Origin of the sequence: Clostridium nigeriense (genome assembly GCF_050585245.1) — a bacterium.
Lineage (GTDB): Bacteria > Bacillota > Clostridia > Clostridiales > Clostridiaceae > Clostridium > Clostridium nigeriense_A.
The window spans coordinates 255,898-278,956 of sequence record NZ_JBNOOF010000002.1 but is presented as its reverse complement, the minus strand read 5'-3'; the positions used below and the strand labels follow the sequence as shown (position 1 = coordinate 278,956).

At 25.9% G+C, this 23,059-nt stretch carries 19 protein-coding genes and 1 pseudogene; 4 read left to right on the top strand and 16 right to left on the bottom strand.

Going from position 1 to position 23,059, the window contains the following annotated elements:
* Positions 1 to 46: 46 nt before the first annotated feature.
* The 10 genes from ACQPUY_RS04635 to ACQPUY_RS04590 form a co-directional block, all read right to left on the bottom strand.
* Complete coding sequence (locus ACQPUY_RS04635; RefSeq protein ID WP_430839759.1) at positions 47 to 652, bottom strand: HAD family hydrolase; 606 nt, start codon at positions 650 to 652, stop codon at positions 47 to 49.
* Positions 653 to 732: 80 nt separating this feature from the next.
* On the bottom strand, positions 733 to 2,370 hold the full coding sequence (locus ACQPUY_RS04630) for a multicopper oxidase family protein (RefSeq protein ID WP_430839758.1): 1,638 nt from the start codon (positions 2,368 to 2,370) through the stop codon (positions 733 to 735).
* Between the two features lie 65 nt (positions 2,371 to 2,435).
* Complete coding sequence (locus tag ACQPUY_RS04625; RefSeq protein WP_430839757.1) at positions 2,436 to 2,936, bottom strand: DedA family protein; 501 nt, start codon at positions 2,934 to 2,936, stop codon at positions 2,436 to 2,438.
* 124 nt (positions 2,937 to 3,060) lie between these two features.
* Entirely contained in the window at positions 3,061 to 4,098 is a 1,038-nt protein-coding gene (locus ACQPUY_RS04620; RefSeq protein ID WP_430839756.1) for a M42 family metallopeptidase, read from the bottom strand.
* Between the two features lie 263 nt (positions 4,099 to 4,361).
* On the bottom strand, positions 4,362 to 6,680 hold the full coding sequence (gshAB, locus tag ACQPUY_RS04615; protein WP_430839755.1) for a bifunctional glutamate--cysteine ligase GshA/glutathione synthetase GshB: 2,319 nt from the start codon (positions 6,678 to 6,680) through the stop codon (positions 4,362 to 4,364).
* Positions 6,655 to 7,992, bottom strand: a complete 1,338-nt coding sequence (locus tag ACQPUY_RS04610; RefSeq protein WP_430839754.1) for an MATE family efflux transporter — start codon at positions 7,990 to 7,992, stop codon at positions 6,655 to 6,657. The genes gshAB and ACQPUY_RS04610 overlap by 26 nt, the downstream gene beginning before the upstream one ends.
* A gap of 4 nt (positions 7,993 to 7,996) precedes the next feature.
* Entirely contained in the window at positions 7,997 to 8,272 is a 276-nt protein-coding gene (locus ACQPUY_RS04605) for an ArsR/SmtB family transcription factor (RefSeq protein ID WP_430839753.1), read from the bottom strand.
* 267 nt (positions 8,273 to 8,539) lie between these two features.
* Positions 8,540 to 9,721 (bottom strand): class I SAM-dependent methyltransferase, encoded by a 1,182-nt coding sequence (locus ACQPUY_RS04600; protein WP_430839752.1) that lies wholly within the window; start codon positions 9,719 to 9,721, stop codon positions 8,540 to 8,542.
* Positions 9,722 to 10,065: 344 nt separating this feature from the next.
* Positions 10,066 to 10,866, bottom strand: coding sequence for a RelA/SpoT domain-containing protein (locus ACQPUY_RS04595; RefSeq protein WP_430839751.1), 801 nt, complete (start codon positions 10,864 to 10,866; stop codon positions 10,066 to 10,068).
* A 52-nt stretch (positions 10,867 to 10,918) separates the two neighbouring features.
* A complete protein-coding gene (locus ACQPUY_RS04590; RefSeq protein WP_430839750.1) occupies positions 10,919 to 12,913 on the bottom strand; it encodes a YgiQ family radical SAM protein in 1,995 nt (664 codons plus the stop codon).
* Positions 12,914 to 13,353: 440 nt separating this feature from the next.
* Between ACQPUY_RS04590 and ACQPUY_RS04585 the strand changes: the two genes are divergently transcribed.
* Positions 13,354 to 13,509, top strand: coding sequence for a hypothetical protein (locus ACQPUY_RS04585; RefSeq protein ID WP_430839749.1), 156 nt, complete (start codon positions 13,354 to 13,356; stop codon positions 13,507 to 13,509).
* Between the two features lie 1,149 nt (positions 13,510 to 14,658).
* Here ACQPUY_RS04585 and ACQPUY_RS04580 read toward each other — a convergent pair.
* Positions 14,659 to 15,168, bottom strand: a complete 510-nt coding sequence (locus ACQPUY_RS04580) for a hypothetical protein (RefSeq protein ID WP_430839748.1) — start codon at positions 15,166 to 15,168, stop codon at positions 14,659 to 14,661.
* Entirely contained in the window at positions 15,152 to 16,036 is an 885-nt protein-coding gene (locus ACQPUY_RS04575) for a ParA family protein (protein WP_430839747.1), read from the bottom strand. Before ACQPUY_RS04575 ends, ACQPUY_RS04580 begins: the two co-directional genes overlap by 17 nt.
* A gap of 197 nt (positions 16,037 to 16,233) precedes the next feature.
* Between ACQPUY_RS04575 and ACQPUY_RS04570 the strand changes: the two genes are divergently transcribed.
* Positions 16,234 to 16,779 (top strand): metal-dependent hydrolase, encoded by a 546-nt coding sequence (locus ACQPUY_RS04570; protein ID WP_430839746.1) that lies wholly within the window; start codon positions 16,234 to 16,236, stop codon positions 16,777 to 16,779.
* A 174-nt stretch (positions 16,780 to 16,953) separates the two neighbouring features.
* Here the strand turns inward: ACQPUY_RS04570 and ACQPUY_RS04565 are convergent, their stop codons facing one another.
* The 3 genes and pseudogenes from ACQPUY_RS04565 to ACQPUY_RS04555 form a co-directional block, all read right to left on the bottom strand.
* The gene (locus ACQPUY_RS04565; RefSeq protein WP_430839745.1) at positions 16,954 to 17,112 is read right to left on the bottom strand and encodes a hypothetical protein; all 159 of its coding nucleotides are present in this window, start codon (positions 17,110 to 17,112) and stop codon (positions 16,954 to 16,956) included.
* Between the two features lie 148 nt (positions 17,113 to 17,260).
* The gene (locus tag ACQPUY_RS04560) at positions 17,261 to 17,458 is read right to left on the bottom strand and encodes a Sec23/Sec24 zinc finger-containing protein (RefSeq protein ID WP_430839744.1); all 198 of its coding nucleotides are present in this window, start codon (positions 17,456 to 17,458) and stop codon (positions 17,261 to 17,263) included.
* 449 nt (positions 17,459 to 17,907) lie between these two features.
* Positions 17,908 to 18,603 (bottom strand): annotated as a pseudogene (locus ACQPUY_RS04555) (Rpn family recombination-promoting nuclease/putative transposase).
* A gap of 518 nt (positions 18,604 to 19,121) precedes the next feature.
* On the opposite strand from ACQPUY_RS04555, the gene ACQPUY_RS04550 reads away from it, so the two are divergent.
* Both ACQPUY_RS04550 and ACQPUY_RS04545 read left to right on the top strand, forming a co-directional pair.
* Positions 19,122 to 19,262, top strand: coding sequence for a zinc ribbon-containing protein (locus ACQPUY_RS04550; RefSeq protein ID WP_430839743.1), 141 nt, complete (start codon positions 19,122 to 19,124; stop codon positions 19,260 to 19,262).
* A gap of 199 nt (positions 19,263 to 19,461) precedes the next feature.
* Positions 19,462 to 20,343, top strand: coding sequence for a hypothetical protein (locus tag ACQPUY_RS04545; protein WP_430839742.1), 882 nt, complete (start codon positions 19,462 to 19,464; stop codon positions 20,341 to 20,343).
* Positions 20,344 to 20,427: 84 nt separating this feature from the next.
* Here ACQPUY_RS04545 and ACQPUY_RS04540 read toward each other — a convergent pair whose 3' ends face one another.
* Positions 20,428 to 22,911, bottom strand: a complete 2,484-nt coding sequence (locus ACQPUY_RS04540; RefSeq protein WP_430839741.1) for a hypothetical protein — start codon at positions 22,909 to 22,911, stop codon at positions 20,428 to 20,430.
* Between the last annotated feature and the right edge of the window lie 148 nt (positions 22,912 to 23,059).

The following is a 23,059-nucleotide window of genomic DNA, read 5'->3' as shown; positions in this document are numbered from 1 at the left end:
GTATTATGTTATATAGCAAGTAAAAGGTCTATAGATATTTTTTAATTTATTCTATATTTACATTTAAACTTTTCAAACTACCTCTTAAAGCCTTAGGATTTTCAAGAAAAATAGCTTTAATTCCTAATTTACTTGCACCATCTACATTTACCTTTGTATCATCAATAAAAATAGTTTCTTCTGGCTTTAAGTTATATCTTTTTAAAAGCAACTTATATATCTCTTCTTCTGGTTTAATTAGTTTTTCAGCATAAGACACTACTCCACCGTCAAATAGTTCAAAAAACTTATTCTTTGTCGTTACTTCCCTAAATGCTAGCTCATGGAAATTTGATAAATAATATATATTATACCCATTTTCCTTTAGACTTTGTAATACTTCTACAGTTTCTTCAATTGGCTTTAAAATATCATACCAATCTTTAAACACTAAATTAATATCATCTCTGTACGTAGTATTTCTTTCAATTATGTTATTAATAGCATCTTTTTCAGTAATTGTCCCTCTATCTAACATAACCCACTCTTCACTTTGGAATATAGCTTTATAAACATCATCTATCTTATCTTCAGTTATCTTACTTTTTAAATATTCTTTTGGATTAAAACTTAATAATACATTTCCTAAATCAAAAATAATATTTTTATACATAAATTCTTCCCCCTTAATAATTATAAAAAGCAGTAGATAGACCTTTAATCTTCTATCTACTGTCACTAAACAAATATTTATTATTTTGAATTTAAATATTTAACTACTTTCAACGGCCTCATCATTTCATGATCTTCATGTTCTAAGAAGTGACAATGCCAAACAAAATCTCCTGAATAACCCTTAAACTGCATAATTATCCTTGTAACCTTACCTGGCTCTGAATCTATAGTATCTTTAAATCCTCTTTCGTAATCTTTAGGTGGTTCTTCTTCTCCTGTAAAGATTATTTTTCCTGTATTTTCATAATGCTCAACATCAAATGCTCTTCTCCATAAAAGCTTAAATTGAATTAAGTGAATATGGACAGGATGAGGCACAGGCATAGGGTTAATTAAATTCCATATTTCAACTGAATCAAGCTCTACTGTTTCTGTTACTGGATCACTCCAACTCATTCCATCTATATGAAGCATAGGTCGTCCATACCGATCCGTCATTGCTCCAAATGTTAATCTTCTTTTTTTACTAACAGTATTTTCATTCGGTCCATGAGAAGTTCTTAAAATATCAGGAATAGAGCTTTCATCCTTTCCCTTTAACTGTTTCTTCACATTAAATCTCATAATCATTTCAGTTCCCGGATCTTGAGAAGAAGTATCATCATTCATCAAAGTAATCTTTTCTCCCTTATATTTAGAAAAATCAATAATTAAATCAATTCTTTCTGCTGGCATAATCTTAAATTCAGATATTTTAGTTGGTGCTTCAATTAAGCCTCCATCTGTTCCTATTTGTATAAATTCTTCACTATTATCTAACCTTAAAATATATTGCCTTCTATTAGATCCATTTAATATTCTAAATCTATATTTTCTAGGTTCTACATCTAAATATGGCCAAACCTTTCCATTAACTACAATAGTATTTCCAAAAAATCCAGGCACTATTGATGGAAAAACTTCTACTGGAAATGGAGGTTCACTTGGATAAAAAAGCTCTCCTTCCTTAGTAAAAGACTTATCTTGTATAATTAATGGTATTTCATATTCTCCCTTAGGCAGATTTAATCTTTCTTCTAATTCATCTCTAAGAATATACATTCCTGCAAGTCCTGCATAGACGTTTAACCTTGTTTGTCCCATAGCATGGTCATGATACCATAATGTAGCTCCTGATTGATAGTTTTCATATTTATAAACTTTTTTCTTAAATTCAGGTCCTACTACTTTAAAATCCCTAGTGAACCATGCTTCTGGATGACCATCACTACTACTTTTTACCTTTGCCCCATGTAAATGTACTACAGTCTTAACTTCTGGATCATCTATAGTTCCATGTAAAGTTTTGTCATAAGGTAAAAAATGTTTATTAGGCAACTGATTTTCCCATAATACATAGCTTGGAATATTTTTAAATGCTTCAATAGTTGGGCCTGGGTATAATCCATTATAAGTCCATACTTTTGTTGGTGGAAAATAACATGAAAAATAATGCTTAGCTTCTTTCATTATTATTTTGTATTGCTCTGACTCTTCATTTCCTTTTCTATCTATACCTTGCATAGGCTTTGCTATAACTGGTATTGGTAGCTTATCTACAAACTTTGGTATAGTCTTTGGATCTGATGGATCTACAAGGGGACATATATTACTACGTTCTTCATTATAGTCTTCCTCATCATTATCATATAATGACGAATCTTCATTTAAGTTCATAAACTCAACTCCTTAAGTTAGATCATAGTAACAATATATTCCCTTCTATGTAAATATGTCATATATTAAATAAAAAAATATCCAAAGGCATATCCTGCATAAATAAAAGCTGCATTCCAAATTGCTATACCAATGGTAGAGTAAATTGAAAATTTAATTATATTCATCCTAAACATTCCAGCAACAAAAGGAATTAATGTTCTAACTGCTGGAACTAATCTTATAAATAAAACTCCCTTATCTCCGTAATTTTCTATATATAAGCAAACCTTATCTATAGAATTCCTTGTCTTAGGAAATCTATTATAAATCTTAGTTAATATTGGTTGACCAAACCAATATGATATTCCAAATAAAACATAACTCGCTAAGGCTCCAGCTATTACTGAAATTATAAGTGCTACAAAAAAACTTATTCCAGCCTTTGCAGCTGCCATTCCTATTGCAGGCATTATTATGGCAGCCCCAAGACCGGGGAAATTTAAATACTCTAAAAAAATAATTATAAATACAAATATTAAGCCATATCTTGCAAAATATTCAATTACGATTTGTATACTATCCATTCTATCAACTCTCCAAGTCATCTTTTTAACGACTTTTAGTTTACCCCATCTTTCTTAATATAACCTTAATATAAATTATAATTTTTCTTAAAAGTTTCTAAAATGATTTAAAAAATTATATTCTTTAATACATTAAATATGCTATAAGTAATTTTATAGTATTTTCAATAGCTTCATAATGTGTTCTTTCCATTCCGTGAGATGCATGAACTCCAGGTCCTATAAGCGCTCCCCTTATATCATTTCCACCTCTTAACGCTGCTCCAACGTCTGAACCATACATTGGATATATATCTACCGCATATCTAATATTATTTTCTTTTGCTAAATTAACTAAATTAGTAACCATATTATAATCATAAGGTCCACCTGAATCCTTAGCACAAATAGACACATCATATTCAGTACAACTTAAATCATCACCAATACATCCCATATCAACAGCTATCATTTCAGTTATATCTTGAGGTATATATGAAGATCCATGACCTACTTCTTCATAAACAGAAATAAATATTTTAGTTTTATATTTAGGAGTTATTTTTTCTCTATTAAATACTTCTAATAACCCCATTAATGCTGATACACTACCTTTATCATCTATAAATCTAGACTTTATAAACCCACTTTCAGTAATAGTAGTTTTAGGATCAATAAATATAAAATCACCTGGACATATTCCTAAATCTTCAACATCTTTTTTTGATAGAACTTTTTCATCAATTCTAACTTCCATATTTTCTGGATCACGTTTCTTATCCTTACTATCTGGATAAACATGAACAGCTGGACTAGTACTTAAAAATGTTCCTGTGTATATCTTTCCATCTCTAGTTCTAATCTTACAATACTCACTATCCATAGTTGCTGGAATTGGTCCACCTAACAATGTGAACTTTAATGTACCATTACTAGTTATTGATCTAACCATTGCACCTAAAGTATCTACATGTGCAGAAAGTCCAATTACTTTTTCATTACTTTCACCTGGAATAGTAATAACTCCACAACCCTTTCTAGTTGTCTCAAATTTATACCCAAATCCTGATGCAATTTCTTCAATTACTTTTATAATATCAAAGCAAAAACCTGTTGGACTATCAAATTCAAGTATTTTCTTAGCTGTGTTAAGTACATATTCTCTATTAATGTTATATTCCATATTAATTAAAACTCCTTTCAAAATTCACCCCATGAAGCCCAAAAATTGGAATCTAAAGGCAATTATTCTTTTAGTATATTTTACTACATTTAATATTATCATTGCTACTTCTATCCATATTTTATTACTATATATTTATTAAGAAATATAGGTCTACAAGAAAACAATGGGTTTAGTAAAAATATAAATATAAAAGGAGATAGCTAATTTAATGAGCTATCTCCTTTAGATAATTTTAAAAATTACAATTAGACTAATGTAATTTAATTATTATTTTCTTTTAAAAATCCTAATATATTTAGCACCTCTTTTGCTATTTCTCTTTCTTTTCCCTTATATGGATAAGAATGAATATGAATAGCCGGATTAAAGTTAAGTTCTATTATAGCATATTTAGAATTTTCATCCTTATAATCTTCTATCATCATATCAACGCCACAAATATTAGCTCCTACAGCTTTTGCAGACTCTACTGCTATATCTTTAAACTTTTGTGGTATTAAATCCGTATAGTCTATACTATCTCCACCAGTACTTATATTTGAATTTTCTCTTAAATATACTACTTCATCTTTCTTAGGTATATAATCAAAATCTTTTCCTAATTGCTTTAAGAATAATCTTGCATTATCATCTAAATTTATTTTTTCTAATGGAGTTTTATATCCCTTTCCTCTAAGAGGATTCTTATTTTTTTCTTCAACTAATTCTCTTATAGAACTTTTCCCATTTCCTAAAACATTAGCAGGTACTCTATGAAGAATTCCTGGTACTTTATCTCCAATTACTAAGAATCTATATTCTTTTCCTTTTATAAATTCTTCTACTAAAACAGTATTATCATGTTCAAAAGCTAATTTAAATGCTTCTTTTATATCTTCTTCCTTAGGACCTTCTTTAAATATTGAAATTCCTAGTCCAAAATTAGTTGATTTTGGTTTAACAACAATGGCTTTATTAACATATCTACAGGCATTTCTTAAAGCTTCATCTAAGCTAAAAAATTCATCTCCCTTTGGAACTCTTATATCATTATTCTTTAATATCTCTTTAGTTACTACCTTATTTTCCATCATCAATACAGTTATATAACTATCCTTAGAAGTTTTAGTAGCCTGCTTAACATACTCTTTATGGTTTTCCTTCTTTAAAGAAATAAAGTTTTCTGATCTATCTACAACCTCTACCTTTATACCTCTTTTAATTGCTTCTCTCATTAGTATCTGAGTTGAAAGTTCTAAATCTTCAAAGCCTTCTAATTTAAATCTGTTTTTATAAGCATCTTCTTTATATTCTTTGCCTAATCTTAAATGGCTTTCTATAAAGCCTTCTTCTTTAACCATTTCAGATATTCTATAAGCATAAGTTAACTTAGGATCTTTAACTTTCTCTATCATATTATCAATTAAGCTTTCTTTTCCTAATGATAATTTATTATTTATTTCTTTCATTTCATTTAAAATATTTAAAGCCCAATTAGTTTTAGAAATAGTTTCTCCGTCTTTATATAAAACTACATCCATTTGTCCATACATTGATATTATATTTTGATTATTTTGAGCTTCTTCTTGCCATTTTTCATAAGTACTTTCATCTTTTATAAGTAAGTAAATAGTAAATAAATTAATAAAGTTTAAATCTTCTAAAGATATCCCAGCTTTACTAAAAGGATTAATATCTATACTTCTAATTTCTAGATAATTAATTCCCTCTTCTAATAAGGACTCTAAAAATCTAGTATTATCCATAGCCTTTAATCTAATTTGTGTATAAAGTTCCTTATGACTATCAATTAATTTATCATCTATAAATTTATATACACTATCAACATATTCTTTTACAGAAGTATAATTTGGATATAAATCTATAGGATTCTTATAACCACATTCACTATTTCTATAAGAGATGGCACCTTCATTGCTAAAACTATCCTTAGATATCTTATCTAACTCTACTACACATTTTTCTCCAAAGCTTTCATGCATAGTAGTAGTTCCACCTAAAAGATAAATTAATAACCATCTATATCTTAAATAATTTCTAACCACTTTTAAATAAATATTATCTCTAAAATTTCTATATGATTCACTATCACCTATTTTTTCATATAAATCTTTAATTAAATCCTCTCTAAAAGAAAAGTTATAATGAATTCCTGATATTAATTGTTTTTTACCGCCATATTTTTTCAAAAGTTTTTTTCTGTAATCACTAGCACCTTCACCACTCTTGCATTTTCCATAATCTGCTATAGGTATTAAATCATCTTCTGGAATACTACATGGCATTGATTGTGGCCATAAATATTCATTTTTAAGTTCTAAAACAGTAATATCATAAAGAGAATTTGCAAAATTATAAACCTCTTCTACAGTTCTTAATGGTGGAGTTATAAGCTCTATTTGACTTTCTGAAAAATCAGTTGTTATATATGGATGGGTAATTTTACATTCAAATACCTCTGGATGCTTAGTTAAAGCTAACTTACCGTCTTCATCTACTCTTAATGTTTCACGCTCTATTCCATAATTTCCTCTTAATAACCCTTCTTTATAATTAAGTGACTGAATCACATCTAACATCTTTATACACCTTCCATATTTTAAATTTATATATTAAATATGCTACTGTTCCTTTTAAAATACTAGATATTGAAATCCCAATCCATATTCCATTAACATCAAAAAATCTTGTAAGTATCATGGCTAATGGTATTCTAAGAATTGTAAATCCTATACTTATAAGGGCAGGTATCTTTGGCACTCCAAAACCTGTAAATACACCATTAGATATCATTTCAATAGTAGCAAAAATTTGAGAATACCCTATTATTCTTAAATAATCACTTGCAATATATACTGTATTCTCTTCTCTAATAAATAGCCTTACTAGTACTTCTGGAGTAAATATAAATAAAATGCTTATGCCTAAAGCATATATAACTCCTATACTAATAGCTGTATTATAACCTTTATTTATTCTTTCATATTTTTTAGCTCCAAAATTTTGCCCAACAAAACCTGCTATAGCACCATTTAATCCTCCTACTACCATATATACCACGGATTCTATTTGTAAACCAATTTTTTGAGCTGCTATAGCTTCTGAGCCAAAACTTCCAATTATTCTAGCCAATAATATATTTACTAAAGTAAATAATACTCTTTGAAAGGACATTGGCAATCCTAAAATTGTAATTTCTTTAATCTTATTATAATTTAATCCTATTTTGAAGTTAAAATTATACAAATTTCGTGATTTTTTAATAAAAAGCAAAAACATTATACCATTTGCAATTAAAGTTCCAATTGCAGCTCCAGTAACTCCAAGCTTTAAAATATAAATCATTACTGGATCTAATATCATATTAATTATTACACCTACTGCACTTATATTTAATGCAGATTTATTAATTCCAAAGCTATTAAATAATCTAATAAACAATGTATTAAAAAAAGAAAAAAATAGCATCGGTGCACTAATTGCTAAATAAATATATGCATCTCTTTCAACTATAGTGTTTCCTAAATTTAAAAACTGTATAAAGCTTTTACCAAAGATTATTAATATTAAAGAATATATTCCTCCTACAATTGCATTTAAAATAATTCCATTAAATATATATTCTTCAACAGCACTATCATCTTTTTCCCCAATTGAATGAGCAACTTTTATTCCAGTTCCTATAACTACAAAAGCATTAATTGAATAACCAAGTCCAATAAAAAAGCTAGATGAGCCTATACTTGCTACTGCATCACTACCTAAAGCTCCTACCCATAACATATCTATTAAATTATAAGTAAACTGTAATAAAGAACTTCCCATTATTGGCAATGCTAGAGTTACTAAAACCTTCAAGACATTTCCTTTAGTTAAATCAACCTTTCTCATTTCATTACTCCAAAATATTTTTTAAGAAACTTAAAAAATCAGAACATAATTTATGATCTAAACTATAATATATCCAAGTTCCTTCTTTTCTACATTTAACAATACCAGAGTCCATTAATACCTTCATATGATGTGATAAGGTTGGTTGAGTAAACTGAAAGCTTTCTAATATTATACATGCACATTTTTCCCCTGAAGACAGCATATCTACAATCTTAAGTCTATTTATTTCTCCTAATGCCTTAAGTACTTTAATATTCATCTCATAGTCTTTACTCATTTAAATCCCAATATCTCCTATTCATTATTTGTATATAGATATATATCTATATATTCTTTATTAAATATAGATTATTATCTATATTTAGTCAATAGCAAAAAAAATGCAAGCATTTTTTAATGGATAATTGATAATGCATAATGCATAATTAAGGAAAAAAATCGTAGCGAATTTTTAATAAAAAGTGCTTCGCACCAATTGAATTTGAGTTTTGCTGTGCAAAACATCCTTAATTATCCATTATCAATTATGCATTATCAATTTATATTATTTATATAAGTGATCTCTAGTCATTTCTAATGTGTTATTGTTTCCTTTTGAAAATACAATCTGATGTAAATCTATCATTCCATTATGAAAAGATGCTGCACAAGAAGCTAAATATAATCCCCACATTCTAACAAATTTTTCATCAAACATTTCTGAAATTTTATCTATATTATCTTTATAATTATTATACCAGCAGAGTAGTGTTTTTTGATAATGCCTTCTTAAACTTTCTACATCTAATGTATAATAATCAAACTCACTACCTATATCTATGATTTCTCTCAAGCTAGGGATAACTCCACCTGGGAATATGTATTTTTTAATCCATGGATCTCCTGGATGTTCTTTTCTTCCACTAATATAGTGTAATAAAAATACTCCTTGATCCTTTAACACTGAATCTACATTTTTAAAGAAAAGATTATAGTTATCTCTACCAACATGTTCAAGCATTCCTACACTTACAACTCTATCAAATTTTAAATTGCTTTTTTCTAAATCTCTATAATCCATTAACTCAGCTGTTAAATATTCTTCTAAATTTTCTTTCTTAATTCTTTCTTTGAATTTTAAATACTGTTGTTCACTCAAAGTAATTCCAACTCCATGAATTTTATATTTCTTAGCAGCTTCAATAAGCAAGTAACCCCAACCACATCCTATATCTAGTAAAGTCATGCCTTCTCGAAGTTGTAATTTTTTTAATATGTACTCAACTTTATTTTTTTGTGCTTCATATAAAGTATTATCTTCATTTTTAAAATATGCACATGAATAACTCATAGTTTCATCTAACCAAAGACTATAAAAATCATTTCCTATATCATAATGGGAAGTTACTTCTTTCTTTTGATTTTTCTTAGATGTTGATGTAAATATTAATTTGCTTAATGCACTCTCGTCAACATCAAACTCATCTAATTTTCCTAATAAAATATCTAAAGCATCATATAAATCTCCTACTTCCATATCTAAGGTCTTATCCATATAAGCTTCACCTAAGGCTAATGATGTACTATTAACTAGTAACTTTTTATCTATATTTCCATTTACCTTAATTACAAATTTTGGGCTTCCCTCACCCATATCTAATACTTCTCCATCTTTAAATATGACCTTAAAAGGCGTTTGATCATTTTGCTTAAAAAATTTTTTAATAATCATACTTTCTAATGACATAGTTGACAACACTTCTTTCTTTGTTATAAAGTTTTTATATTCTATTTTTTCCCTTTAAAACTAAAATATTCTTTAATTTTAAAACTTTGATATTATTATGTCAATTTAACTTAAAATATATTTTTTTCAAATTAGATATACTATAAATAAACATATTTTTTATGTGATCGTTTTTATAATAACCATTTTTTATTATATACATATTAATATCTTAATAATCATAATTTTTACATAGTTAACTTTTATCTATATTTTAATTCTTAATGAACTTCCATTCGATGAAGAAGGTTTATTGTATATTGAAGTGTAAAAAGCAGACTTGATAATTCAAATCTGCTTTTCACTTATTCTAAACTTTTTAATTTTTCTATTTCTTCTTTTTGCTCTTCTATTATTTTTAATAATTCTTCTTCTTTACTAAACCATTCTTTACTGAGATCATTAATTAAAGATGCCATTTCATCGGCACTTCCTACAATTCTGTTGAATAATAATAGATTGGATGCTAATATTTCAGGAATTTGATAATGCGAATATCTTAATAAATGGTCTATTTCTCCATATCCTTCTTCAAATATAGTTCTTACTTGAATTTCAGCAATCGTTGTATATTCATGGGTAAAATTTAGCTCTACTAAATAGTGAACTGATCTATATCCAGATATTCTGGATCTAACCTCTATATTAAGTTCCTCAAACTTCTTGGTATTATCTCCTTCTCTAACATTTGCAGTAACTTCAATAACCTTCCAAGTCTTAGTTATAAATTCATGAATATCCTGCCACTGATCCTTAAATATATGTATAACTCTAATTCCAATTAAATCATTTATTTCATTCTTATAATTATCTAGAGCAAATTGAAAGTTGTTACCATATTTTAATTTTCTATCTTCAGTTTTTCTTATAATTTTTTCAATTAATCTATTTGGTTCCTTTATTCTTGATTTTACTGAATGAACCATTGGCTGAGAACGTAAAATATTAGCTATAAAGTCTGCTTGATTCTCATAAGAAACTTCATAATCTACAAAATCATTATATATATCCTTTAATACTTCAACATCTATATTATTATCTTTAATTATTTGCTCCACATGTGGATATTTTAATACAAATTTATCTATATTAAAACTTTTCTTCATTTACTAGTTCTCCTTTGGTTATAGGGTTACTCCAATAAATAATCTTAATATTTTATCTTCCTCTTCTACTATTGCTCTTACTGTTTCTTGGCTTTTGTCCTTTTCCTTTAACTTCTCCATACCTAGATTTTGATGTCGGTTTTGAAGATGATTTGGTTTTAGAGCTTTGTTTTGAGTTAGATTTTCTTGATTTAGAATTTCCTCTTGCTATTGCTTCTTCTTTTTTAACCTTGGCTAAGTATCTATCAGCCTTTGACTTTATAAGGCACTTTGGTCCATTTCCTATTAAGTCTTCTCTACCAGCCTTAACTAAAGCATCATGAACTAGGTTATAGTTCTTAGGATTTTTAAATTGAAGAAGTGCTCTTTGCATAGCTTTTTCTTCTCTAGTTTTAGGAACATATACTTCTTCCCCAGTTATTGGATTAATTCCTGTATAAAACATTGCTGTAGATAAAGTTCCTGGTGTTGGATAGAAATCTTGAACTTGCTCTGGTTGATACTTAGTATCTCTTAAGTATTCAGCTAATTCTATTGCTTCATTTAATCCACTACCTGGATGGCTTGACATTAAGTATGGTATTAAGTATTGTTCTTTTCCTAATTGTTTGTTAATTTTAAAGAATTTTTCTCTAAATCTATCATAAGTATCGCCTGATGGCTTCCCCATATATTTTAAAGTATTAGCAGCTACGTGCTCTGGAGCTACTTTTAACTGTCCACTAACATGATGCTCAACAAGTTCTCTAAAGAATGTATCATTCTTGTCTGCCATTATATAATCATATCTTAACCCTGAACGAACAAAGGCTTTCTTTACTTTAGGCAGTTTTCTTATTTTTCTTAATATTCCTAAGAACTCACTATGGTCAACTATTAAATTTTTACATGGCTTTGGAGTTAAACATTGTTTACTCTTACATGCCCCTATAGTAAGTTGAGTTTTACATGCAGGTTTTCTAAAATTAGCTGTTGGACCTCCAACATCATGTATATATCCTTTAAAATCTTTAAGATTAGTTATTTCAACTGCTTCATCTAATATTGATGATTCACTTCTACTTTGAACGGCTCTTCCTTGATGGAAGGTTATTGCGCAGAATGAACAGTTACCAAAACATCCTCTTGAACTTACTATACTAAATTTAACTTCTTCTAAAGCTGCTATTCCACCAAACTCATCATATATAGGATGAGACTCTTTTGTATATGGAAGCGCATAAACCTTATCTAACTCTTCTCTTGTAAGTGGCATTTCTGGAGTATTACACACTACATACCTATCAGCATGCTTTTGAACAAGAACTTTTCCTCTTACTGGATCTTGTTCTTCATATTGAATTTTAAAGGCTTCAGCATATTTCATCTTATCCTTTGTAACTTCTTCTTTTGAAGGTAATAATTTGTAATCTCCATAAATTTCATCTAATGAATCTATAGCATATGTAGTTCCATTAACGTGTCTAATATATTTAGCTTCAAAACCATCATTTAAGGCATTTGCTACTTCTACAATCTGCTTTTCACTCATTCCATAAATTAAAAGGTCTGCACCACTATCTATTAAAATAGAATTTCTTACATTATTACCCCAGTAGTCATAGTGAGCCATTCTTCTTAAGCTAGCTTCTACTCCTCCTATAACTACGTTAATGTTTTTATATGCTTCTCTTATTTTATTACAATAAACTATAGTTGCTCTATCTGGTCTTGCTCCCATTTTACCACCTGGAGTATAAAGATCCTTTTCTCTAGGTCTTTTACTAACAGTATAATGGTTAACCATGGAATCCATGTTTCCACCATTAACTAAGAAAGCAAGCCTTGGTCTTCCAAGCTTCATAAAATCATCTGTACTATGCCAATCTGGTTGTGGAATAATACCAACTTTATATCCTGCATCCTCTAAGACTCTAGAAATAATTGCTGTTCCAAAGCTATGGTGGTCAATATAGGCATCCCCTGTAACTATAATAAAATCACATTGTTCCCATCCACGTTCTTTCATATCTTCTTTGCTTATTGGTAAAAATCTATTATTTGACATTTAAACACCTACCTTATAATTTTCTAGCAATTTACAAATAAATTCTTTGTAAATTTATTACTTAAGTTTTCAAGTACACATATGTAAACTTATGACGACCTTACATTATATATAAATATAAAAGATATATATTTATATATCTTTTATATTAGATTATCATATATCAAATGTAGAAACTCAACAACTAAAGTTTTGAATTTTTAATTAAAATCTTACATCAGTATAAGCAAACTTACATATGTGTACTTTAATTTCGCTAATTGATTATAACATTATAAAGAAATTAAATCATTGATTTTTTAAAATTTACATAATGTTACTAGTATAATTTGAAAATAAAATCTCTATAATAATAATTTCTATATATTCCAATATATTAGTTCATAATTTTAATTAATCTTCTAATAATATAAATGACTAATATTTTAGGAGGAAAACATATGAAAAATCAAAATAGAAAAAAATATTCTAAAGAAAATTATTTAAAGAATGGTTCAAAGACACAAAACCAATTTGCTAACAATCATTATAACTTCACTACAGAAGAACCAGCTCTTAATGAAAGCGGAGTTGAAGCAAAGAAAAAAGGATTCTAGAAAAAGCTGTCTTGCAACAGCTTTTTAATGAATAATTGATAATTGATAATGCATAATTAAAGAAAAAACTCCTTTCGGAGTTTAAAAAATTGTGAGGCTGTACATATTACAGCCTCTAATTAAAATTTAATAATCATTAATATACTTATTTTCAAATTATCTTACTATAAATAATTATCTAAAATTTTTCATATGATACATAAATCATTCTATAAATCTCTAAAATAAAAAACTCACCTTAATGATTAGTTTTCATAATTTATTATCATGCTTCCCAATTTAAGAATTTAATTTTCTTAACTCTTTAACTTTTTCAATATCTAATCCAGTCTTTTCCGAAATAGTCACATCATCCAATATGTCAAGTAACTTTATGGCAACTTCTTTTATTCTCCATTATATTAAACTATTCATATGTCATCAATAATTACAATAAGTATTGATTATTTAAATAAATCTTTTGAAATTTCTTTAATGCTTTTGTTTAATTTTATAATATATTCGTTATTATTTATGTTTTCTATTTTTTTATTATATATGGTACACATATAATAAATACAATTTAAATTATCATTTATCGCTGAGCAAAAGGCAAATGCTATTAATTGATATAATTTAGAATTTTCCATATAAAGCTCCTAATTTATTGCTTATATTATTATATTTAATTAGTGATTCAAGTGCTATTTTTTTCTTTTAATATGAAAGTATTTGTTTTATTTCATTACTACCCTCCTATAATTCTCTAGTTATTTTCAGAAACTATTTTTTTATTTAATTTCATACTTTTTAATTAATTAACCATTATTGGTATTAAACTTAAAAAATTTAATCTTTATTAATTTATTACTAAACTTTCAAAAAGATATATCTGTAAATCTATATAAAAAAATAGATAATTACAAGGTATTAACTATTCTACCTTTATAATCATCTATCATTAAAATTATCTTATTCAATATTTATAATAATCTACTCTCTTATAGTTTTATTATTACTTATATACTACTTACTAACTTCTCTAAATATTTAAAGATATGATATACATCTTATACTTATATAATAATTTTCTTTTAAATTAACTACCTTATCCATTGTTACTTTTATTTACTCCTAACAAATAATTTCTTATAAATTCTTTTTAAATTTTTATCTAAAACTCTCTCCAATGCTGGTAGCTTTCTTTATTGATTTTATTATATACTCTATTAATTCTTCTTTAGTATTTAATGAGTTAAGTTTTTTGGTATTATATTTTAAATGTTTTTTTATAACGCTTTTAATATATTCATTATCTTTATCATTTAAAACCTCTTTCATTTTATCTATATTAACTTCTCCTGCTAGCTTAAATGGATTTATTAAATCTTCATTTTTTTTATTTTCTATTTTATCTTCTTTAATTTTTATAGTAACACTGTATTCTTTATTTTTATCTACTAATAGTAGTATTTCTTGTATTAAGTTAGTTATTTTAACTTCTTTATCTTTAGGATTATCTAAACTATTATTAGTATCTAGTTCATTATTTTTTATTAATTTATTATATACTTTTGTTACAGTTCCCTTATTATATATTTTGTTTAAATATTCTCTACTTTCACCAGCTAAGAGAGCAGTTCTTACTTCATTTAAAATTCCACTACCTTTCATATTCATCACACCTGCTTTTAATTTCATCTACTAATTTATTTAATGTATGAAAATCATTATATTTTTGCCTTATTGTATTTCTAGCTTCGTCAAAATCACATACATCAGCATAGTTAGTTGTATTTGAAATTATTGTATCAAATACCTTTGGAATTTCATTTTTTGTGCTACTTAATATTAATGAATCTTTAATTACATTATATGACTTAGTATTTCTATATCTATTTATTAACACCCCTAAAGGTTTTATATCAAAATCTTCATCAAATCTTTTAATTTCTCTAGCTTTCTCATTAATTTTCCTATTAACTTGCTTTAATCCATAAGTTGATAAAGTATCTGGTAGTACAGGTATTATATAATACTTACTTATATAAACTCCACACATTGTAATTGCACCTAGATTAGGAGGACAATCTATTAAAATATAATCATATTTATCTTTAATGCTTGTCCCATTCTCATCTGTCTTATTAAGTTCTTTTTTTAGTGATGTTATAACCTCTTGCCTATTATTATATCCTACAATATCATCACCAATATCAATTAAATCAATACTTGATGGAAGTAAATCAAGCTTATCTATTCCACCTCCAATATTACTAACACCTTTTATTATTGATTTTCTTATGTTAAATGCTTTAGTATTTTCTTTTAAATCTAAGAATAATTGATGAATTGTTTTATTGTTTTCATTAGCTACTTTCCATCTTTCCTGACTGATTAATAATACTGTAGCATTTGTTTGTGGATCTAAATCCACTACTAATACTCTCTTGTTATGTTCCTTTGCCAATATTTCACCTACAGCAACTGTTGTTGTTGTTTTTCCAACTCCACCTTTAAGGTTAATAAAACTAATTATTCGTGTCATTTATAAACTCCTAATATTATTTACCTTATAATGTATTTAGAATTTAATAAGTATATAACTAATAAACTATTATAAAACCTAAAAAATCAAAGATTACTAACTCGTCTATCTTAGAATGTTATTTGCGAACATACTTTTGTTTTTTAAGGAAATATAGTACACTATAAGAAATTACAAAAGATAAATGGAGAAAACTAATGAAAGGTAGAGAACACTTAGCTATTGGAATAACAGCTACAAGCATTATGGGACTAGCTGTCTTTAATTTAGATAAGGATCAAAATTTAAATTATTTTATTCCCCTTATTAGCGGGAGCATCATAGGGTCATATTTACCAGATATAGACGCTGAAAAATCTAAAGCAAGTCAAATTTTTAATAAAGTCTTAGTAATAACTTTATTATTGTTTGCACTAGTCTATAAGCTGAATATAACAAATAGAGTTATGGAAATATTATCTACAATTATTGTGCAAAATAAATATAGTCTATATTTTATTATTTTAGTGACCTTAGGAAAATTGTCACCACATAGAATGTTCACTCATAAATGGTTTGGGACAATGCTTTTTTTCTATACCATATATAATATTGGTAATATATATCTTACATTAGGATTTATTATGGGCTATACTCTGCATATTGTTGGAGATAGATTTTCAACTAACGGAAAACATTTAAACTTTTTTGAATTTAAATTACCCTGCATGAATTCTAAGAATAAATTTAGTATCAAATGGTAAAGTAGATATAAAAAATATAAGCTATGGATAAAGACTTCAATCTTATCCATAGCTTTATACATTACGCAAAATTTTTAGTAAATCTATTTGTAGATTTTGCACTTTCAATGTCATAATCATGCCCAGGGTACTTGTGGGGTGCCTTCTTAATTTAATCTACTCCTCACCATACTTTTAATCATCATCATCATCTTGGCCACCAAAATCATATAAAATATTCTTACATCTACAATGCGGACATATAACATAAGCGTATTTATTACCTCCATTTTCCCAAGGAAGTGTTAAATCCCCTCCAGACAACGATTTTTGGCAGTTACTACATTTATCCATTTTTATCCTCCTTATAATTTCTTTTTATGTTAACAAATGAGCCTTTTAAGATTTTCTTAGATCTAGTATCATTTTACTTTGAGGCGTGTTAAAACCTATAACTTTAAAAGATCTACTTAATAACTCTAATTTAATAATGATAAAATTATTAACATCTTTTTTGATTTTTGTAGTAATCTTCAGATTCGTATATGTTAGAACCTGAAATGCTATTTTTATGTCCACACTCTGTACATTGCCAAATATATTTATGATCATTAAATCCTGACTGATTATTTAAGTATGCATTACATCGATCACACCACCAATCAGTATTAGGAAATCTTTCAATTATAATAGTAATCACTCCTTTTCTATATTCTTTAATTCACTAATGGTTATGAAAACTTTCTTATTTTTTTGTTGTTTTACCAACTCCGCCATTAATATTAATAAAGCTAATTTAATTATACGGCCATCTATACACTCCTACTATTCTTCACTTTATAATATATTAAAGTATTAATTAGTATATACCTAATAATATAGTGTTGATTTTTAGTAACATTATGTTTTAAATCATAGTAAACAAAAAACACAGCAATCGCTGTGTTTTCTCATATTACGCTAATACTTTTTCTAACTCATTTACTAACAAATTAATTTTAAATCTATTTAAACACTAATTTGACTTATAAAACTAATTAAAACTTCTCTCTTTAAATTTCTAACTATATGGCATTAGCATTATTCACTAGGTTCCTTGTTAGGACTTCCTTAAATTTTTCGTAAATTCTAAAACTTAAATACTACCATTTATTCTTTAATATTTAATTTTTCAATAATTTCTTCTTTACTTAGTCCAGTTGCTTCTATAATAGTATCTATATCAAGTCCTAACTTCATCATATTTCTTGCAATTTCTAATTTTTCATCATTACTTATATCAAACACATCATAAGTAAAGTTTAAAATATTACTTCCAAAAAGCTCTTCATTGTAAATCATTTTCCTAAACTCTTTAGGAACAACCCACTTCTCTTCTCCATTATATAAAACAATAGGAATTATAGCTGGTATTTTTATATTTTTATCATACTTTTTATGTCTTGCATTAACTGCGTCCTCTCTTAATATTTCACACATGCTATGGTTCTCTAAATCTTTGATTTAGCTATAACCTTGTACTCCTTAGCTTGCTAAGTGAGTTTCCTTTTTTAATCTAAGTGGCATTCTATAATCTACTGTTGTTTGAAATTCTAAAAGTATATAAAAATATATTTCAGTATTATTAAGATTAGCTTTGTAAACAATATCAAATTCTAACTCTTCATAATCTGATGTTACATATGATTTATTAACTAGTGTTAAGTTTTCTGGAATCAGATACTTAGCCCATTCTTTATCAACTAATGACTTAAATAAATCTACTGCTATTTCCTTCTTTGAATATAAATCCTTATAGCTCTTATCATGTATATGATGAATATCCTTTTTTATATTTTCACTCATTATTTTTCTTCCTTGTTTATCTTTTGTTTAATTTATTACCTTTATTATATTAAACTATTCATATCTCATCAATAATTACTACAAGTGTTAATTATTTAAATAAATCTTTTGAAATTTCTTTAATACTTTTGTTTAATTTTATAATACATTGGTTATTATTTATGTTATCTAATTTTTTATTATATATGGTACACATATAATAAATACAATTTAAATTATCATTTATAGCCGAGCAAAAGGCAAATGCTATTAATTGGTGTAATTTAGAATTTCCAATATAAAACTCCTAATTTAAATAGCCCTCTATTCTTTATATTAATATTTTCATTACTAAATTGACGATAAATCATTTTGATTTTATTAGCAATTACTAATTATCAATTGGTAAGTTTTGTATAAAATCATTTTGCTTGAGGTCTAAACCTTACATATAATTGTATAAACTTATATTTACAATATTGTTAATATAAGTTTATAAGGCTATACTAATATTATAAAACTAAAAAGGAGGTGTTTTTATGTCATATTCAACTGGTGAAAAACCTGGTAAAGGTACATATGTATGTACTTTTTGTGGACAAAGAGTAGTATTAGATGATAATACTGATACTTTGCCACCATGCCCTAAATGTAATAAAACATCATATACTAAAGCTTAAATAAAAAGACTTAGAAATTAGATACCATTAAAAAATTTTAAAGTTTTTAGTGGTATCTAATTTTCGTATTGTTTTCTTGAATTATAATTCAAAAATAATTGCAAATATTCAGGAGATAACAGGTAAAATGTTTATTAATATTTTATAAGTTTCAAAAGAATTATTTGATAGTTTAATATTTATATAGGAAGGTTATAAAATGGACTTTATTTTAGAACAGATTTCTAATTTCTATAAGAATGGTGATATATTATCTCTATCTTGGGCTTTAATAATAATATCTTTTACAATAACTTTCAAGTTTATTTTTTCAAATAATATCAAATCAAATGATAAAAACTCTGAACTTAATGATTGTGCGTTAAAATCTCATATAGATGTTCAAAATGATATATTTTTATATAAAAATCAAAAATTAAATAGTATTTATTTAATAACTTCATTAAATAAATTACAATATTATAATAATAGTGATTATTCAAATTTATTAAAAAATGTAACTACTTATAACATAAAAAATAAAATATCTGAAATAGAAAATTTTGTAAATGAAAATATTGCTCACTTGAAGAAAGAACAAAATTATGTAATAAATAAAAATAAAATTAATTATTTAGAAAAAATCACTACTTTTTTTAAAGATACTAATATAACACTTTTTCTTTACTCAATAATTCAATCCTACTTAATTTTATTTTTATCTTGTCTATTCCTTAATATAATTTTAAAAACCTATCAATTCGATAACTTTATTATTAGATTTACTTTTGTTTTTTCTATTATTTTCATATTAGTAGATTTTTTATTGATATTTTTAAATTTATATGATTATATGAATAAAAAAAATTACTATTTTGTATCTTTAATTATTATCGTAAATTTAACACTTATATTTATCATAATTTTTGCCCTTAAATTTGAGATTATATCAAAGTATCTAATTTTAAAATCTGTATTATTGTTAATATCTTTAGTCATAAGTTTTATATTTTCAATTAAAATTGATTATATAACTTCTAAATTAAAAAATATTAAGTCTAATATAAAAAATGATTTTAAAAAATTAAAATCTATAAAATAAAAGAAAACCTTAAATAATAAGATTTTCTTTTATTTTACTTTTGAAATGCAATATTTAATATTTTCAATTTTTTGTTTATTATTACTATTTTAAAAATCCAAGTTCATAAACCAAAGGTCTCATTTTATCTTCTAGATTCTTTATCATATCTTCAAATAATTCTAGTTCTTTTTTCATATATTTGGTTAACATAAATTTTATTTGATACCATCCTGCACCCCATGTATTTATATTATATCTTGGGTGATATTTATTAAATTCATCTCTATATTTGAAACTTTCTCTTACTAATTTTCTTGCTGTATTTAAAATTAATTTTCCTTCTTCTGAAAGTTCTAATTTCTCTAATTCTTCATATATGAATCTTTCTTTACTATATCTTTTACAATCCCAATATACCATTTCATTATTATTTATATTAGCTAAGTTTTGAATTTCTTTAATACTCATAAAGAACATTTCATTTATAATATCAAAATTTTTATATTCTATTTTTACATTTCTAAGTGAACTAACCCCACTTTCATTTGAGAAAATGGAATATATTATACTGTCATTTTCATATTCTTTATATTTAGGATGATTAATATTTGGAATCATATAATTATCTTTTTGATTTAGCCAATTAGATTTAATTACTTTTCTTGCTGCAAATAATGAACAGCATTTTTTATAATTTTCTTTTGTTATTGTTGTTGTCTTTACATGTCTTGTAACAGGGGCAGATAATATATATACCCCTTGAGTATTAGCATATACATTATTTGAATCATTCATTAAAAATCCTATTGCATCTTTATCAACCATTCTTGTTTTTTTATCAATAGTTATAGCCGATTTTAATGTTATAGTCTCAACTTTATTATTAGATTTTTTATCCTTAATCCAAGATGATAATCTTTCCTTTGGCTCTAAATTATATATTGATTTTTCTCCACTTGTTTCAATCTTGCCTTTCTCATTTAATTCTTTAACTAAAAAGTTAAAATTCTTCTTTCCCTTATTTTCTCCAGAAGTCCATATTGAAAATCCAATTCCCCATTCAGACGATACATTTGAGAAATAACTTGCATTAAATACAATACCTTTCTCAAACTTAAAGTTTTCTAAAAAAGTTTCTCTAAATTTTTCGCCTCTCTCTCCAGATAAAAATAATGTTGGAGTAAAAACTCCTATGCTTAAATTATCTAAATTAAATATTTGTTTTAATTTTAATATTCTATATAGAAACTGAATATATAACTGCTGCGATGCATTTTTAAACCCTTCCTTTTCCATCATTGACTTAACCTTTGTATTAGCTATACCATCTTTACTTTTCTTCCCATTTTGTTTTCCATTACTTCCTTCACCAAAAGGTGGATTAATAAGAAATATTATTTTCTTATTTTTTAGTAATGCATTATATAATGATATTGGAATTAAAGAATTATTTACTTCACTAGAAATTAATAGCTCTGGATTATCATTCAAAAAGTCATATACAAACTTTTGAGAATTCCTATTATAGTTATCTCCCAATTCAAGATCAACCTTGTCTATAGTTGAGCAATATAGTTCTTTGAAATAATAATCTCTTGTTAAATTACCAGTTCCCCATGCACAATCCCATACTACATATTCTTCTCTCCAATTTGGACCAAATACATAACTTAACTGTTTATGTGCCTCATTTGTCCAAATAGTAGGAGTAAAAAATTCGCCATTAATCCTTCTTTTAGTATCTTCAGTTAATCTATCCTTCATAGCTATAAACCTATTCTTTTCCTCTATAGAATATTTTACCGAATACTCCTCTTCAAACTGCTGATATCTATAAGAATCAATTTCTATACGCCTATCTTTTTTAGCAATAAATTTACTATCTTTCTTTTTTGATATTTCCGCTTCACCAACTATTGTATCTATAAAACATTGAACTAAATCAGATGCAGAATATTTAGAAGGATCTTTTATTATACGTTCTATAAAATAATCATAAGTTTCTAATAAATTGGCTTCAGTAACCTTAAATTTTGTCTTTATTTCAATTATTAATCTTTTAATATCTCTAACTACATTCTCAAATTTAAAACTCTTGTCAATATTGAATATTATAGGATTAATTAGTTTATTGTTACTTATTTCCAAAGTTAAATCTTTATATTTATTTGGAGCTTCTGAAGGTGCTGTTCTCCAATCTAAATTTCTTTCTAAGTACATTTCTACATCACTAGAACTTATTACAAAACATGTAGTTTTATCACCAGCTAAAATTACATTAGGCATGTCCATATAATCTCTATTTGTTCTTAAATTAAACTGCTTTAAATAAAATATAACTTGTACTAAAACTTTAGCCCTATCAATATCATTATTAAAATCTAATCCATACTTAAATTCCATTATAAGTCTTAAAACTTTATGTATATCATCATACATTAGGTTTTCTTCTAAATATCCATCACATTTAAAAGGATATGTTATTTCTGAGTATTTAAAGTTAGCATTTATATTATTTTTATAAACTAATTCAATATCTCTTTCTTCAGTAGCACTTTTTATTTGATTATAGAATAATTTTTTCATACGTCCTCATAAAATATTACTATATCTTATTTTATTGAAGAAATATTTTAGATATTCGTATATTATATTTATTGAAAGACAAAAAATAATTTTACAATATCATTAACATAAGCTAGTATTTTCTTTTAATTATTTTTAATTAAAAATT

Coding starts and splice junctions, on each gene's coding strand:
- ACQPUY_RS04635 (WP_430839759.1), bottom strand. CDS start 652: ATGTATAAAAATATTATTTTTGATTTAGGAAATGTATTATTAAGTTTT.
- ACQPUY_RS04630 (WP_430839758.1), bottom strand. CDS start 2,370: ATGAACTTAAATGAAGATTCGTCATTATATGATAATGATGAGGAAGAC.
- ACQPUY_RS04625 (WP_430839757.1), bottom strand. CDS start 2,936: ATGGATAGTATACAAATCGTAATTGAATATTTTGCAAGATATGGCTTA.
- ACQPUY_RS04620 (WP_430839756.1), bottom strand. CDS start 4,098: ATGGAATATAACATTAATAGAGAATATGTACTTAACACAGCTAAGAAA.
- gshAB (WP_430839755.1), bottom strand. CDS start 6,680: ATGTTAGATGTGATTCAGTCACTTAATTATAAAGAAGGGTTATTAAGA.
- ACQPUY_RS04610 (WP_430839754.1), bottom strand. CDS start 7,992: ATGAGAAAGGTTGATTTAACTAAAGGAAATGTCTTGAAGGTTTTAGTA.
- ACQPUY_RS04605 (WP_430839753.1), bottom strand. CDS start 8,272: ATGAGTAAAGACTATGAGATGAATATTAAAGTACTTAAGGCATTAGGA.
- ACQPUY_RS04600 (WP_430839752.1), bottom strand. CDS start 9,721: ATGTCATTAGAAAGTATGATTATTAAAAAATTTTTTAAGCAAAATGAT.
- ACQPUY_RS04595 (WP_430839751.1), bottom strand. CDS start 10,866: ATGAAGAAAAGTTTTAATATAGATAAATTTGTATTAAAATATCCACAT.
- ACQPUY_RS04590 (WP_430839750.1), bottom strand. CDS start 12,913: ATGTCAAATAATAGATTTTTACCAATAAGCAAAGAAGATATGAAAGAA.
- ACQPUY_RS04585 (WP_430839749.1), top strand. CDS start 13,354: ATGAAAAATCAAAATAGAAAAAAATATTCTAAAGAAAATTATTTAAAG.
- ACQPUY_RS04580 (WP_430839748.1), bottom strand. CDS start 15,168: ATGAATATGAAAGGTAGTGGAATTTTAAATGAAGTAAGAACTGCTCTC.
- ACQPUY_RS04575 (WP_430839747.1), bottom strand. CDS start 16,036: ATGACACGAATAATTAGTTTTATTAACCTTAAAGGTGGAGTTGGAAAA.
- ACQPUY_RS04570 (WP_430839746.1), top strand. CDS start 16,234: ATGAAAGGTAGAGAACACTTAGCTATTGGAATAACAGCTACAAGCATT.
- ACQPUY_RS04565 (WP_430839745.1), bottom strand. CDS start 17,112: ATGGATAAATGTAGTAACTGCCAAAAATCGTTGTCTGGAGGGGATTTA.
- ACQPUY_RS04550 (WP_430839743.1), top strand. CDS start 19,122: ATGTCATATTCAACTGGTGAAAAACCTGGTAAAGGTACATATGTATGT.
- ACQPUY_RS04545 (WP_430839742.1), top strand. CDS start 19,462: ATGGACTTTATTTTAGAACAGATTTCTAATTTCTATAAGAATGGTGAT.
- ACQPUY_RS04540 (WP_430839741.1), bottom strand. CDS start 22,911: ATGAAAAAATTATTCTATAATCAAATAAAAAGTGCTACTGAAGAAAGA.